This window comes from Streptomyces sp. NPDC091289 (assembly GCF_044757365.1).
GTDB lineage: Bacteria > Actinomycetota > Actinomycetes > Streptomycetales > Streptomycetaceae > Streptomyces.
Genome location: NZ_JBIVUT010000019.1, coordinates 75,809 through 90,104 on the forward strand (window position 1 = coordinate 75,809; position 14,296 = coordinate 90,104).

11 protein-coding genes and 2 tRNA genes are annotated in these 14,296 nt (G+C 70.2%); 4 read left to right on the top strand and 9 right to left on the bottom strand.

Annotated features, from left to right (window positions below):
• Positions 1–17: 17 nt before the first annotated feature.
• From ACIQPT_RS25000 to ACIQPT_RS25010, 3 genes are all read right to left on the bottom strand, one after another.
• Complete coding sequence (locus ACIQPT_RS25000) at positions 18–1,955, bottom strand: galactose oxidase-like domain-containing protein (RefSeq protein ID WP_401158640.1); 1,938 nt, start codon at positions 1,953–1,955, stop codon at positions 18–20.
• Positions 1,952–3,871, bottom strand: coding sequence for a glycosyltransferase family 2 protein (locus tag ACIQPT_RS25005; protein ID WP_401158642.1), 1,920 nt, complete (start codon positions 3,869–3,871; stop codon positions 1,952–1,954). Before ACIQPT_RS25005 ends, ACIQPT_RS25000 begins: the two co-directional genes overlap by 4 nt.
• Positions 3,872–4,299: 428 nt before the next feature.
• A tRNA-Lys gene (locus ACIQPT_RS25010) sits at positions 4,300–4,373 on the bottom strand.
• Positions 4,374–4,578: 205 nt separating this feature from the next.
• Between ACIQPT_RS25010 and ACIQPT_RS25015 the strand changes: the two genes are divergently transcribed.
• The 4 genes from ACIQPT_RS25015 to ACIQPT_RS25030 all read left to right on the top strand — a co-directional run bounded on the left by ACIQPT_RS25015 (position 4,579) and on the right by ACIQPT_RS25030 (position 10,324).
• Positions 4,579–5,871, top strand: coding sequence for a peptidoglycan-binding protein (locus ACIQPT_RS25015; RefSeq protein WP_401158838.1), 1,293 nt, complete (start codon positions 4,579–4,581; stop codon positions 5,869–5,871).
• A 29-nt stretch (positions 5,872–5,900) separates the two neighbouring features.
• Positions 5,901–7,850, top strand: a complete 1,950-nt coding sequence (locus ACIQPT_RS25020; RefSeq protein WP_401158644.1) for an SPFH domain-containing protein — start codon at positions 5,901–5,903, stop codon at positions 7,848–7,850.
• Positions 7,851–8,054: 204 nt separating this feature from the next.
• Positions 8,055–8,645: a lytic polysaccharide monooxygenase gene (locus tag ACIQPT_RS25025; RefSeq protein WP_401158646.1), complete on the top strand. Its 591-nt coding sequence runs from the start codon at positions 8,055–8,057 to the stop codon at positions 8,643–8,645.
• A gap of 26 nt (positions 8,646–8,671) precedes the next feature.
• On the top strand, positions 8,672–10,324 hold the full coding sequence (locus tag ACIQPT_RS25030; RefSeq protein ID WP_401158647.1) for an AMP-binding protein: 1,653 nt from the start codon (positions 8,672–8,674) through the stop codon (positions 10,322–10,324).
• A 56-nt stretch (positions 10,325–10,380) separates the two neighbouring features.
• On the opposite strand, the gene ACIQPT_RS25035 is transcribed toward ACIQPT_RS25030, so the two are convergent.
• The 6 genes from ACIQPT_RS25035 to ehuC all read right to left on the bottom strand — a co-directional run bounded on the left by ACIQPT_RS25035 (position 10,381) and on the right by ehuC (position 14,285).
• Positions 10,381–10,454: transfer RNA gene (locus ACIQPT_RS25035), tRNA-Lys, on the bottom strand.
• A gap of 88 nt (positions 10,455–10,542) precedes the next feature.
• Positions 10,543–11,094 (bottom strand): hypothetical protein, encoded by a 552-nt coding sequence (locus ACIQPT_RS25040; RefSeq protein WP_401158648.1) that lies wholly within the window; start codon positions 11,092–11,094, stop codon positions 10,543–10,545.
• A gap of 45 nt (positions 11,095–11,139) precedes the next feature.
• Positions 11,140–11,898, bottom strand: a complete 759-nt coding sequence (locus tag ACIQPT_RS25045) for an IclR family transcriptional regulator (RefSeq protein ID WP_401158650.1) — start codon at positions 11,896–11,898, stop codon at positions 11,140–11,142.
• 167 nt (positions 11,899–12,065) lie between these two features.
• Entirely contained in the window at positions 12,066–12,923 is an 858-nt protein-coding gene (ehuA, locus tag ACIQPT_RS25050) for an ectoine/hydroxyectoine ABC transporter ATP-binding protein EhuA (RefSeq protein ID WP_401158652.1), read from the bottom strand.
• A complete protein-coding gene (ehuD, locus tag ACIQPT_RS25055) occupies positions 12,913–13,557 on the bottom strand; it encodes an ectoine/hydroxyectoine ABC transporter permease subunit EhuD (RefSeq protein ID WP_401158655.1) in 645 nt (214 codons plus the stop codon). Before ehuD ends, ehuA begins: the two co-directional genes overlap by 11 nt.
• A complete protein-coding gene (ehuC, locus tag ACIQPT_RS25060; RefSeq protein WP_401158656.1) occupies positions 13,554–14,285 on the bottom strand; it encodes an ectoine/hydroxyectoine ABC transporter permease subunit EhuC in 732 nt (243 codons plus the stop codon). The genes ehuD and ehuC overlap by 4 nt, the downstream gene beginning before the upstream one ends.
• Between the last annotated feature and the right edge of the window lie 11 nt (positions 14,286–14,296).

Sequence of the window (14,296 nt, forward strand, 5' to 3'; positions counted from 1 at the left end):
ATACGCCGTACGCGCCCCTACTCGGGCACCTCCACCCACATGCCCTCGGACGGTGTGCCCTGGTCGTCGGTGACGAACAGCATGTACCAGCCGGCCGGCACCAGCGCCCGGTTCGCCGGCACGGTGACGGTGATCCCGTCCTCCGACTTCTTCATGTCCAGCGCGATGGTCCGCTGGTCGGTGTCGGTGACATGGGTGACCGCCGAGGGCCGCATCAGCTTCGCCGAGGTGATCTTCGAGGCGTGCTGCGTGGTGAACAGTCCGGTGGAGCCGCGCTCGATCTTCTTGGGCCCGGCCGTCAGCTCCGGCCGGGAGTCCCGGTAGAGGTAGGGCGGGGTGTAGATCTCGATGCGCTGCTCGAAGACGCCGGGCCGGGTGTTGGCCTTGTCGGAGTAGAGCGAGTCCGAGCCGAAGATCATGACCCGGCCGTCCGGCAGCAGCAGGGAGCCCGAGTGGTAGTTCCGGCCGACCGCCGGATCGGCGACCTTCTTGTACGTGTCCGTCTTCGCGTCGTACAGCCGGGCCTGGAGCACGTCCGAGCCGCCGCGCCCCCGGTAGTCGTTGGAGCCGCCCGTGACCAGCAGGGAGTCGTCGGGCAGCAGCGAGGCGCTCGGGTAGCGGGTGCCCTCGGAGAGCGCGGCCCCGTCGGTGAACTTCGGGTTCTTCTGCTGGAGGTCGACCAGCCGGGACTTCTCGCTGGACTTCTCCGACTCGCCGACCCCGCCGCCGCCGATCACCATGAACTTCTCGTCCTGGGCCGGGGGCAGCCGTACGGTCGCCGAGGTCTCCATCTGGTCCGGGTCGCTGAGCCCGGGGATCTTCTTGAACTTGTTCGTCGACAGGTCCCAGACGCCCGGGTCGCGGCCCACGTCCGCCGGACCGTATCCGGCGTTGGAGCCGGAGTAGAAGAGCTTGCCGTCGTTCAGCAGGAAGACCGCCGGATAGGTGGGGAACTTCCGCTCGATGCCGGTGTACTCCCACTCCTTGGTCGCCGGGTCGTAGATCTCGTCCTTGCCGGGGACGATCTGCCCGATCTCGTCCAGACCCGACAGTGCGAGGACCTTGCCGTCCTCCAGCGTCGTCAGCGTCGGGTACCAGCGGGCCTCGTTCATCGGGTCGACGGGTATGTACTTCTCCGCGACCGGGTCGAACTCGAAGGCCTCCTTGATCCCCTGGAAGTCCTTCTTGTCCAGGGCCAGCTTCTGCGCGATGCCGTAGACGTTGCGGGTGTCCGAGCCGGACAGGCCCGCCACCCGGTAGTTGTCCTCGGTGCCGGTCTCGTACTTCTTGCCGGTCTTCTGCGCCTCGACATAGATCCGGCCGAGGCCGGGGTCGTTGCGCAGGAACGCGCCGGTCTGCTTGTCGAAGACCTTCGTGGCCTTCTCGACCAGGATCGGGTCCTTGGAGACGAACGTCTTGCCGTTCTCCTTGCCGGTGAACCGGGTGCCCGCGGGCAGGGTGATCGGCTTGTCCGGGTTCTCGTTGTGGACGATCATCAGGCCGCCGGCCTTGGTGACATCGCCCTGGAGCTTCTCGTAGCGCTTGGTGCCGCCGGCTATGAGGAGCTTGCCGTCGGGCAGCTGGGTGTGCCCGGCGCAGAACATGTCCTTGGGAGTGGCGATGTCCTTGAAGACGTTCGTCTTCGGGTCCCACAGCACCGAGCGGAAGCTCTTCGCGTCGAAGTTCTTCTGGTTGTTCCCGGAGCCCGCGACGAGCAGCACCTTGCCGGTGTGCAGCAGGGCCGCGTGGATCGTGTTGATCCGGTGCTCGGAGGGGACGTCCAGGAAGTCCCAGTGGCCGTTGGCCGCCTTGTAATCCGGCTGGTTGATCTTGTACTCGTGATAGCGCTCGGTGCTGAAGCGGTACAGCCACGGCCCGTTCGCCCCCGCGAGCGCGAGAACCACCGCCGTACTGATCGCCAGGCGGCGGGTACGGCGGCTCGGACGGTACTTCATTTCTTACGTCCCCCAAGGGCGATCTGCATGGTCTGGTCGTTTCCGGGCGCTCCGGGCAGGGGCGCCGGCCGGGGCTCCGGGGCCGGCCCGCCGCTGCGGTGGGATCCGCCCGCCCGGCGCTTCTTCTTCTCGGCGCGGATCGTGTACCGCCAGCCGATGATCGGCGCGGCGGTGATCAGCAGCGCGAGCGTGGCCCAGGTGACCATCGCGGGATGGCTGTGGCCGAGGAAGAAGGAGGAGATCATCGAGGCGCCGAAGACGACGATGAAGAACAGATGGATGCGGAAGGTGCCGAAGAGGGTGTCCGGGCTGGACGAGTCGCCCTTCGGGGTCACCACGAAGGAGCTCTTGCGGCGCAGCACCGCGTCCATCAGCGAGCGGGCGTAGATCGGCGCGGAGAGCGCCGACATCACCATGCCGGCCAGACCGCCGGAGCCCTCGGGCTCGTGCGGCGAGACGTTGTGGCGGCGGTTCCAGATGTACAGGCCGATCTGGAGCGCGGAGGCGTTGCCGTACAGCATCATCCAGATCGTCGGGTCGATCTGGACACCGGAGGCGCCCATGCCGAGGAACAGCGCGCAGCTGAGAGCCGCGAGGATCCAGTTCAGGGCCGACATCGGATAGAAGATGATCATCATCGTGTAGTTGAAGAGCTTGCCGGGGGGCATGGTCCCGAAGCCCTTCCAGAACTGCCCGATGATCGTCTCGTAGGTGCCCCGGGACCAGCGCAGCTGCTGGGTGAAGAAGTCCGTCCACGCGGTCGGGCCCTCGCCGACGGCCAGCACGTCCGGGGTGTAGACCGAGCGCCACTTCTTGCCCGTGGCCGGGTTGCGGTGGCGGTGGATCTCGAAGCCGGTGGCCATGTCCTCGGTGATCGAGTCGTACAGACCGCCGATCTGCTTGAGCGCCGAGATACGGACCGCGTTGCTGGTGCCGACGAACATCGGCGAGCCGTAGCGGTTGCCCGCGCGCTGGATCAGCGCGTGGAAGAGGAACTGCTGCGACTCGGCGGCCTTCGTGACGAAGGTGTCGTAGTTGCCGTAGACCTGCGGGCCGATGACGAAGCCGACGTCCGGGTCACGGAAGTAGCCGAGCATCCGCTCCAGGTAGTTCGCCATCGGGATGTGGTCGGTGTCGACCGAGGCGAAGAAGTCGTAGTCGCCGCCGTGCGCGTCCAGCCAGGCGTTGTAGTTGCCGTGCTTGGTCTTGGCGCGGTGCGGGCCCTTGGCCTGGTTCCAGTGCGCCACGCCCTTGCGGGAGAAGTGGTGCACGCCGAGCCGGGCGCAGACCTCCTTGACCGCCGGGTCGTCGCCCTCGTCCAGCAGCCAGACGTGCATCAGACCGCGGTGGCGGATCTTCACGGCCGCTTCCAGGGTCTTCGTCACCATCTCCAGGGGTTCCTTGCCGGGAACGAAGGAGGTGAGGAAGGCGACCCTGGTGCCGGACTCGGGGATCACCGGGACCGGGTCGCGGGCGACCAGGGTGGCATGCGCGTTCGACAGGACATTCATCGTGCGGAACAGCTCGATCAGACCGATCGAGACCAGCATGACGATGTCGAGGACCAGCAGGAGGTCGTTGTCCAGGTTCGGGTCGCGGTCCGTCCAGTGGCTGGGCTGCATCAGCCAGGCGAACAGGCCGAGCGAGACGAGGGGAGCCGCGCCGAGCAGGAGCGCCGCGCGCACCCGGTGCGGCTCCTGCGATATGAGCGAGCGGTACTGGACCTTGTACGGCTTGCCCGCGGGGGGCTGCGTCAGCGGTCCGGCGAGCCGGCTGTAGTGCTCGTAGTCGTAGCGCGGCAGCTCTTTCTTGGCACGCCGCCTCGACGCCCCGGCCCGCAGCTGTGCCGGTATCCGGAGCTGTGTCGTCCGGGAAGCGTCGTTCTCCTGCCGGTCGCCTGGCGGCGTCGACGTCATGGGTACATCCCCCCGCACGCATGCTGGTGCGTGACTGCTCGGTCTCTCTCTTCGTGCGCGGTGGGCCCCCGTTCTTCACCGGGCACGCACACGGTGGCAAGCCACCGTTCCCACAGACATGGATCGGCGGCCTTCCGGTTGCATGATGCCCCCTCGGTGTCCGCCCCCGAGCGGGACCCCCACCCCGCGGCACGGACAACCGGAACGTCACGCTCTGCTGTGCCAACTGTACGGATCAGCAGCCCCCTTGGCGCCCGTTCGGGCACCCAGACAGATTGTCCGACACCGAACGGGATCGCAAGGGTGAAACAGACTGTTTACCGGCTATACGCACGATTTGGGCCCCACTTGTGGAGAGGGTGTGACGCATGCCGGACGGGGAATGATCAAAGCCCCCTCACTGAACGTGAGGGGGCTTTGACTGTGCGTGCGCCGTCAGGGACTCGAACCCCGGACCCGCTGATTAAGAGTCAGCTGCTCTAACCAACTGAGCTAACGGCGCCTGCTGACCTGGAAAACTCTACCCGACCCGCAGGGGTGCTCCGAACCATTTACCGGACGCCACGCCCCGTCAGATAGTCGTTTTTTTCCTTTGTTCCGTCAAAATGCGATATGTCGGGAGAGCTTGGACCCTGACGTCCGTTGCGGCTGCGCCCAAAGATCTTGACGGAATGACGAGTGCGGAGGGGAATCGCATGACTGTGCCGATGACTGTGCCGGTCTTCGAGGAGTACGAACCCGCCATCGACTGCGCATGCGCGGGGTGCGCCGTGCGGCGGCGCTCCGCGGCGAGGGCCCTGCCGGTGCGGCACGGCGGCCACCCCGCCGCGCACGGCGCGCGGCGCGCCCTGGTGCTGGCGACGGCCGCCGGAGTGGTCCTCTCCTGCGGGGCCGCGGGTGCGGCGGCCGCGGGCGGCCCCGCCCCCGGGGCGCCGCATGCCGACGGGGGCGCCGATCCGGAGCCGGCCACCCCGCAGGGCGAGAAGGGCCCGCTGAAGGGCGCCGGCGCATCGGGCCCGCCGTCGGCCGGGGCGGCCGCGCCGAAGACGACCCGGGCCGACATCATCAACCGGGCCAAGAAGTGGGTGTCGGCGAAGGTCCCGTACAGCATGGAGAAGTACTGGTCGGACGGGTACCGCCAGGACTGCTCCGGCTATGTGTCGATGGCCTGGAACCTCGGCACCAACGAGTGGACCGGCAGCCTCGCCGCCTACGGGACCAAGATCGCCCGCGCCGACCTCCAGCCCGGCGACATCCTCCTCTTCCACAACCCGGCCGACCCCGCCAAGGGCTCGCACGTCACGATCTTCGGCGGCTGGACCGACTACACGCGTACGCATTACGTCGCCTACGAGCAGGCGCGCCCGCAGACGCGGAAGCAGTCGACCCCCATGGCGTACTGGAACAACTCATCCCGTTACGTCGCCTACCGGTACAAAGGGGTCACGGGCGGGTCGCCCGGCTCCGGATCCTCCACCGCCTTCCCCGGGGCCAAGCAGTTCGGCCCCGGTGCCAACAACAAGTACGTCACCCAGCTCGGCCAGATGCTGGTCCAGCGCGGCGGCAAGCGCTTCTACGCGGTCGGCCCCGGACCCGTGTGGGGAACGGCGGACCAGCGTGCGACCCAGGCGTTCCAGCAGGCGCAGGGCTGGAAGGGCAAGGAGGCGGACGGCATCCCCGGTCCGGACACCTGGCGCCTGCTGACCACGGGCGCCGGACGGAACATTCCGGCCGCCGGCGCGGGCGGCAGCCCGAATACGGCCGTCGCGTTCCCCGGACGCGGCTATTTCCAGCCGGGTCAGTCCAACAGCCATGTCGACCGGCTCGGCAAACAGTTGGTGAAGAAGGGATACGGCAAGCACTACGTGTCGGGCCCCGGCCCGCTCTGGACCGAGGCCGACCGCCGCAACGTCGAGGCGTTCCAGCGGGCCCAGGGCTGGCGCGGCGGCGCGGCCGATGGTTACCCGGGGCCGGAGACCTGGCGCCGGCTCTTCGCGTGACGGACCTGACGGAAAGGAATCGGGAACCGGTGACCCCCAACGACGACCAGACCCCCCGCACCACCCCCACCCCCACACCTACCCCCGCCCCCCACTCCCTGGACGACCAGCTCCCACCGTCACTCTTCGCCCCACCGGGCAAGGGAACCCCGCCCCCACTGTTCGGCCCGGTCACCGACAAGGCCGCCCCGCGAGCGGGCGGCGGGGCCCCGCCTCGGGCGAGCGCCGAGCCCGTGCCCGCGCCGGACGGCCGGATCCCGCCTCGGCCGGACGGTGAACTCCCGCCTCCGCCACGCGCCGAACCCGCGCCCGCGCCGGACGCCGACAAGGCCCCGCCCGCGCCTACGCCGGGCGCTGGCAAAGCCGCGCCCGAGCCGAACGCGGACAAAGCCCCGCCCACGCCACCCCGGACCGTCGCCCCGGAGCCCCCGAGTCTCAGCCTGCACCTCGGCCCCGCCCCGGACCGCCGCACGGACAGCCGCACGGACCGGCCGGCCCCGGGCTCCGCTCCCGACCGGCCCGCCCCCGCACGCCCCGTGCCGCTCGACGGGAACCTCCATCTCAAGCCCGTCCGGCGTTTGAGGACGGAACCCTCGGCGGACTGGACCCCGCATCCCTCCTACGGGGCCGAGCCGGAGGCCGGAAAGGGCTCAGCCCGGAAGGCCCCGGTCGAACGGGAGTCCCAGGCCACCCCCGCGAAGGGACCCGTGGACGACCCCGGACCCGACACCGAGCTGGACCTCGTCCTGGACCTGGCCCCCGGCGACCGGGCAGCCTCCGCCACGTTCTCCGTGCCGGTACCCGTACCCGTACCCGCGTCGCCGACCAGCTCGGCCACCCTGACCACCGCGACCACCCCCACCTCGTACCCCGGCCGCCGCCACTCCGTCATCGCCAACGAGACCACCGCCTCCATCCCCGTACACCTCCTCTTCCGCGACGACCGGAAACCGGCCGAGCCGGCCAAGCCGGCCGAAGCGGCGGCGCTGCCCGCACCCGCCACCCGGCGGCCCCCCGTGCCGCGTTCGCCGCAGACGCGGGTGCAGCCGTCGACCCGGCCCGCCCCGGTCGCCGACCCCCGGCTCGCCGAACGGCCCGGCCCCGCCCTGTCCGGCTACGCCGCCCTCCTCACCGGCGCCGCCGGAATCGCCGGCGGACTGGCCGTCCTGTGGTGGCGGGGCGCACTGCCCGCCGCCTGGCAGAGCGCCGTCGGCCTCACTCCCCGGCCCGACCTCGGCATCGGCTTCGGCGCCTGGGCCCTGCTCGCCCTCCTCACCACCGCGGTGCTCCTCGCACTCGGCGGCCTGGGCCGGGGCCGGGTCGGATACGCGTGGGTGCTGACGCTGTTCGGCGACTACCGGGGCAGCGTCCGGCGCACCGGCCTCGTCTGGGTCTCGCCCCTGCTGCTGCGCCGCCGCGTCGACGTACGGCTGCGGCACTGGCGCAGCGAACCGCTGCCCGCCGTCGACGCGAACGGCACCGCCCTGCGCGTGGTCGTCCTCGTGGTGTGGCGGATCAAGGACACGGTCCGGGCCGTCCTCGGCATCGAGGACCACGAGGCGTACCTGAGCGCCCAGGTCGAGGCCGCGATGGCCCGGGTCCTCTCGCAGCTGCCCGCCGACGCGTTCCACGAGGACGCCCCGAGCCTGCGCGACGCGGAGGCGGTCGGCGACGCGCTGACCCGGATGCTGAAGGCGGACTGCGAACCCGTGGGCGTGGAGGTGTACTCGGCGCAGCCGACCGGCATCGAGTACGCCCCCGAGGTCGCGGCGGCGATGCAGCGGCGGCGGATCGCCGCGATCGACTCCAAGCACCGCGACAGCGTGCTCACCTCCGTGGTGGACGCGGTCGACGACACGGTCAACCGGCTCACCACCCGCGGCATCGTCGAGCTCGACGACTACGAACGCAAGGCACTCGTCAAGGACTTGACGGTCGCCTTCTACACCGGTCGCAGCGGGGGAGGGGACGGGGCCTGAGCGTCCGGGGGAGGTCCGGCGCGGTTCGGGGAGCCACTGGAATATGACGCTCATTGGTCTGGACATGTTCACGCCGCGTCAATAATCTAAGACTTGGTCTAGACCGCAGCACCGCATGCACAGCACCACGCACCCCGTACCAAGCGCGCAGCAGTCGAGCAATGCTCATGGAACCTCCCCCACGTTCTAGAGGAGCGACAGCCCATGCGGAAAAAGGCAAGCGCGGCCGTGATCGGCCTGGCGATAGCGGGCGTCTCGGTGCTCGCCACCACCAGCGCCAGCAGTCACGGCTACACGGACTCCCCGATCAGCCGTCAGAAACTCTGTGCCGAGGGCACGGTGACCGGCTGCGGCAACATCCAGTGGGAGCCGCAGAGTGTCGAGGGGCCCAAGGGCTTCCCGGCGTCAGGACCGGCGGACGGTCAGATCTGCTCCGGCGGCAACGGGCAGTTCGCCCAGCTGGACGACCCGCGTGGCGGCGACTGGCCCGCCACCCAGGTCACCGGCGGACAGGGCTACAACTTCCGCTGGCAGTTCACCGCCCGCCACTCCACCAGCGACTTCCGCTACTACATCACCAAGGACGGCTGGGACTCCACCAAGCCGCTCACCCGGGCCGCGCTCGAATCGCAGCCCTTCATGACCGTGCCCTACGGGAACCAGCAGCCGCCGGCCACGCTGACCCACCAGGGCACGATCCCCACCCAGAAGAGCGGCAAGCACATCGTTCTCGCCGTGTGGAACGTCGCGGACACCACCAACGCGTTCTACGCCTGCTCCGACATTAAGTTCTGACGCTTCATCAGTTATCGTGCGGCGCCATGAGGAGTACCGGCACCGTCGCGGAGCTCGTACGACGTCAATGGGGTGACCACCGGCCCGCCCTGAAGCACGGCCCCACCGTGCTCAGTCATCACCAGGTGGTCGAGGGCGCCGCCGCACGGGCGGCGCTCCTCGCGGATCTGCTGCCGCGCGGCGGCGAACCGCACCTCGGCGTACTGCTCGACAACACCCCTGAGTTCCCGCTGTGGCTCAGCGCGGCGGCCCTGGCCGGGGCCGCCGTGGCGGGGATCAACCCGACCCGGCGCGGCCCCGAGCTGGCCCGCGACATCCTGCACACCGAAGCCCCGGTCCTGATCACCGAGCGCGCCCACCTGCCGCTCCTCGCGGGCCTGGAGCTGCCGGGCGTACGGGTCCTGGTCACCGACACCGAGGCGTACGCCGCCCTGCTTGCCCCGTACGCGGGCGCACGCCCCGGCGACGCCGTCGTCGCCCCGGTCGGCCCCGACAGCCGCATGCTCCTCTACTTCACCTCCGGCTCCACCGGCGCGCCCAAGGCCGCGATCTGCACCCAGGGCCGACTCGCCGGGGCAGGGGCCTCCCTCGCCGGGCATTTCGACGTACGGCCCTCCGACACCCACTACATCTGCATGCCGATGTTCCACGGCAACGCGGTCCTCGCCGACTGGGCCCCCGCGCTGGCCGCCGGAGCCGCCATAGCGCTGCGCCCCCGCTTCTCCGCCTCCGCCTTCCTCGACGACGTACGCGCCTACGGGGCGACGTACTTCACCTACGTGGGGCGGGCCGTGCAGTATCTGCTGGCCACTCCCGAGCGCCCCGACGACCGGGACCACCCGCTGCGCCTGGGCTTCGGCACCGAGGCGGGCGCGGTGGACGCGGCCCGGTTCCGGGAGCGGTTCGGGGTGCGGCTCGTCGAGGGGTACGGCTCCTCCGAGGGCGGCGCCGCGATCCAGCGCACCCCCGGCACCCCGACGGGCGCGATCGGCCGGGCCGCCCCGGGCGACGACCTCGCCGTCGTCGACCCGGAGAGCGGCGAGGAGCGGACTCCGGCCCGCTTCGGCCCGGGCGGCCGGCTGCTCAACGGGGACGAGGCGATCGGCGAGCTGGTCAACCGGGGCCCGACGCCCTTCGAGGGCTACTGGCGCAACCCGGAGGCGGACGCGGAGCGGGCCCGGCGCGGCTGGTACTGGACCGGGGACCTCTTCTACCGGGACGCCGACGGCTTCCTCTACTTCGCCGGCCGCACCGACGACCGGCTCCGCGTCGACAGCGAGAACCTGGCCGCCGCGACGATCGAGCACATCCTGGCCCGCTGGGAGGAGGCGGCCGCCACCGCCGTCTACGCCGTCCCGGACCCGGTCACCGGCGATCAGGTGATGGCCGCCCTGGCGCTCCGGGCGGGCGCGGCCTTCGACCCGGCGGCCTTCACCGCGTTCCTGCGCGCCCAGCCGGACCTGGGGACGAAGATGGCCCCTCGGTTCGTCCGGATCCTCGACCGGATGCCGGTCACCGCGACGAACAAGATCCACCGGGTGGCGCTGCGCCGGGCGGGCTTCCGCTGCCCGGACCCGGTCTGGTGGGACCGGGCCGGGGACGGCTCGTACACGCCGCTGGACGCCGAGGGCCTGGGGATCCTGCTCGCCCGGTACGCCGAGCACGGCAGAACGCTCTGACCAGGGGGAAAGCACAGTGGGCGGTCTCCGTGAAGGAGACCGCCCACTGCGTGTCGTGCGCCGTCAGGGACTCGAACCCCGGACCCGCTGATTAAGAGTCAGCTGCTCTAACCAACTGAGCTAACGGCGCCTGCTGACTCGAAAATAATACCCGGTCCGGAAGCGTGCTGATGACACCCCGCCCAGGAGGCTCCCTCCAAGCCCCCTCCAGCCGCCCGCTAGCGCTCCCCGGCGCTCCCGTCCCCGCCCACCGCGTCCGGGATCAGCGGCCCGATCCACGCGGCGAACGGCTCCCGCAGCTCCTGGCCCGCCGCACGGACGACCGCGTTCGGATCCTCGGCGGCCTCCAGGCCGAAGCGGTCGCGCAGCCAGGTCCGGAACGCGGGGTTCTCCGGGCAGGGGTCCCATCCGTCGTCCTCCTCGCGCTCGTCGTAGTAGTCCAGGCTGTCCCAGTCGCACATGGGGGACCAGCCGGAGGCGAGGACGCGCAGCAGCTCGGGCAGATCACGGGCGACGACATGGACGCCCCCCTCGTCCCCCAGGAGGAGCACCGGCAGTGTGGCGAGGTCGGCACGGTCGTCCCGCAGCCAGATCGCGTACGTCGATCCGGAGCCGTTGGCCTGGGCGAAGGGCCGGATCCGGTCGGAGAGCGGTGGGTAGCCGCCGTCGTCCTCGCCGAAGGCGATCAGCTCGAAGCCGGGCGCGAAGTAGTCGTCGACGCTGTCCTCGAACTCCTTGAGGAGGTTCAGCGCGGGGATCGGTGCGTACATGGCGGTGACGCTACCGCCGGACGGGGGCCTCCTGGGCCCCGCCCGCTACAGCGCCAGCGACAGCAGCACCGGCGCCGCCCGGCGGCTCAGCGTGTCGGCCGCCGCCCGCAGCCGGTGCGCGTCCTCGATCGGCAGCGACAGGGCGAGGCAGCCCGCGGCGGAGCCGGCCGTCAGCGGCACGGCCGCGCAGACGGTGCCCACCGCGTACTCCTGGAGATCCAGCACCGGGACCGTGGCGGACTGGGCGTCCAGCTGGGAGAAGAGGATCTTCTCGTTGGTGATCGTCCGCGAGGTGAGCCGGGCCGTCCGGTGCCGGGAGATGTGGTCGCGCCGGCCGTCGTGGTCGAGCTGGGCCAGCAGGCACTTGCCGACCGCGCTGGCGTGCGCGGAGGAGCGGAAGTCCACCCACTCGTTGACCGCCGGGGTGAGCGGCCCGTCCGCGACCTGGGTCACGCTGACCTCGCCGTCGACATAGCGGCTGAGGTAGACCGCCGCGCCGACGGTGTCACGCAGCTCGGTCAGGGTGTGCTGGAGGCGGTCCTCCAGGGCCTGACGGCGGGCCGCTCCGGAGCCGAGCAGCAGCAGCGAGGCGCCGATGACGTACGCGCCGTCGCTGACCTGCTCCACATACCCCTCGCGGCGCATCGTGAGGAGCAGGGAGGCGAGGTGGCCGGTGGGCAGCCCCGTCTCGCGGGAGATCTGGGCGTCGGTCACGCCGTTGCCGTGCTTGGAGACCGTTTCGAGCACGCGCAGGGCGTACTGCACCGAGTGGAACGGTGCGGTCGGCTCGGGCTTCAACGCCACGGTGTCCCCCTACCAGGTTGTGACCGCAAGCTTTCGCCCCACGATAGCCGCCGAAACGCCCCCACGGGGTGGCAGTTGACGAGCCGATGGGCGCGCCCCGGAGCTGTCAACTGGGGCGCACCCGTCTGGCATATGCCAACGTCATGGGCGGGGTCTCAACTGCGAGGTCACAGCACCGCGTTGAGGAACTCGCGCGTACGTTCGTGCGACGGATCGGAGAAGATTTTTTCCGGGGATCCGGACTCCACGACCCGTCCCGCGTCGAACATCAGCACCTTCTCCGAGACGTCCCGGGCGAAACTCATCTCGTGGGTCACGCAGAGCATGGTGATGTCGGTGTTCCGGGCGATGTCCTCCAGCAGCTCCAGCACGCCCGCCACCAGCTCCGGGTCGAGCGCCGATGTCACCTCGTCCAGCAGCAGGATCTCCGGCTCCATGGCCAGGGCGCGGGCGATGGCGACCCGCTGCTGCTGGCCGCCGGAGAGCTGGGAGGGGTGGGCGTCGACCTTCGCGGAGAGCCCGACCAGGTCCAGCAGTTCGCGGGCCCGGGTCTCCGCCTCCTCGCGGCTCTTGCCCAGCACGCTGACCGGGGCCTCGGTGATGTTCTCGATCACCTTCATGTTCGGGAAAAGGTTGAACTGCTGGAAGACCATCCCGATCTTCTTCCGGGACGCGCGCAGCTGCTTCTCGCCCGCGGGCTTCAGCGAACCGTCCGGGGCCCGGACGTGGGTCAGCGGGGAGCCGTCGACCCAGATCACCCCGTCGCTGACCTTCTCCAGGGTCATCAGCAGCCGCAGGATCGTGGTCTTGCCCGAGCCGCTGGGCCCGATCAGGGTGACGTGCTCGCCGCGGTCCACGGTGAAGTCCAGCTCGTCCAGGACCACATGGTCGCCGTAGCGCTTCACCACCTTGTCGAAGCGCACCAGCGGCTCGCCCGTGCTCCCGGCGGCCGGTGCGGCGTCCTCGGGGGCTCCGGCCGGCCCCGGCGACTCCGTCTTCTTCAGGGGGAGGGGTTCAGTGGCCAAGGCGCTTCTCCAGCTTTCTCATCAACAGCGACGTGGGGTAGCTCGCGACCAGGAAGATCAGGCCGGCGAGGGTGAACGCCTCGGTGTAGTACCCGAAGTTCTCGGCACCGTACTGCCGGGCCTCGTAGACCATCTCGTGCACCGTGATCACGGCGAGGAACGGCGTCTCCTTGAACATCGAGATCGCGTAGTTCCCGAGCGCGGGCAGCACGTTGCGCACCGCCTGCGGCAGGATCACGGCCTGCCAGGTGCGCCGGGGTGAGAGCGACAGTGCGCGGCACGCCTCCCACTGCCCCTTCGGCACCCCGTCGATTCCGGCCCGGTAGACCTCGGAGGTGTACGCGGCGTAGTGGATGCCCAGTACCACGATGCCGATGGTCAGCGGCTCGACCGAAGTGAACAGGGCAGCGGCGCCGACCAGTTGCACGAGCAGCGGAGTGGAGCGGACGAACTCCATGACGAGCCGCACCGGGACCGTCACGAACTTGCTGGGGGCCCGCCCGGCCACCGCGATGGCCAGTCCGAGCACCGCCGCCACCACGGTGCCCAGCACGGTGGCGAGCAGGGTGACCCGGAATCCTTCCAGCAGGAGAGGCAGTACCTCAGCGGCGGCGTTCCAGTCGAAGCCGTTCACCCGGCACCTCCGGCAGCGGTTGTGGTCACCTTTCGGCCCTTGAACAGACCCTTCGCGCCGGTCTCCAGGCCGAGCCGCCGCTTGGCGGTCCGTTCGAGGAGGTTCATCAGCATCGTCAGGGCGTAGGCCAGCGCGAAGTAGACGGCCAGCAGGGTCAGATAGGCGGTGAGGGTCTCACCGGTGCGGTCGCGCAGCTGCTGGATCACCGTCATCAGATCGGCGGCCGAGATCAGCCACAGCAGCGGGGTCGCCTTCAGTAGTTGGATCAGCAGGTTGGTGAAGGACGGGATCATCTGGACCCAGGCCTGCGGCAGAATCACCTTCCACAGCCGGCGGGCGGGACTCAGGTTGAGTGCGATCGCCGCCTCGTACTGCCCGCGCGGTACGGAGTTGATGGCTCCGCGCACCACTTCCGCGCCGTACGCACCGAAGTTGAGCCCGAACGCGATCACCCCGCAGACCATCGGGGTGAGTTCGTAGCCCGTCAGTGATGGCATCGCGTAGTAGAACCAGAACAGCTGGACGTAGAGGGAGGTGCCCCGGAAGAACTCCACGACCACCCGGGAGACCCCACGCGCCAGGAGCAGTCGGCTGCCCGCCATCAGACCGAGCGCGAAGGCCAGGACGAGAGCCAGCAGCGCACCGAGGGCCGTGGCCTCCAGCGTTACCCACAGACCCGCACGGATCTGGGGTAGTTCATCCACGAATGTGGAGAAGAAGTCATTCATGCGTGCGCGCC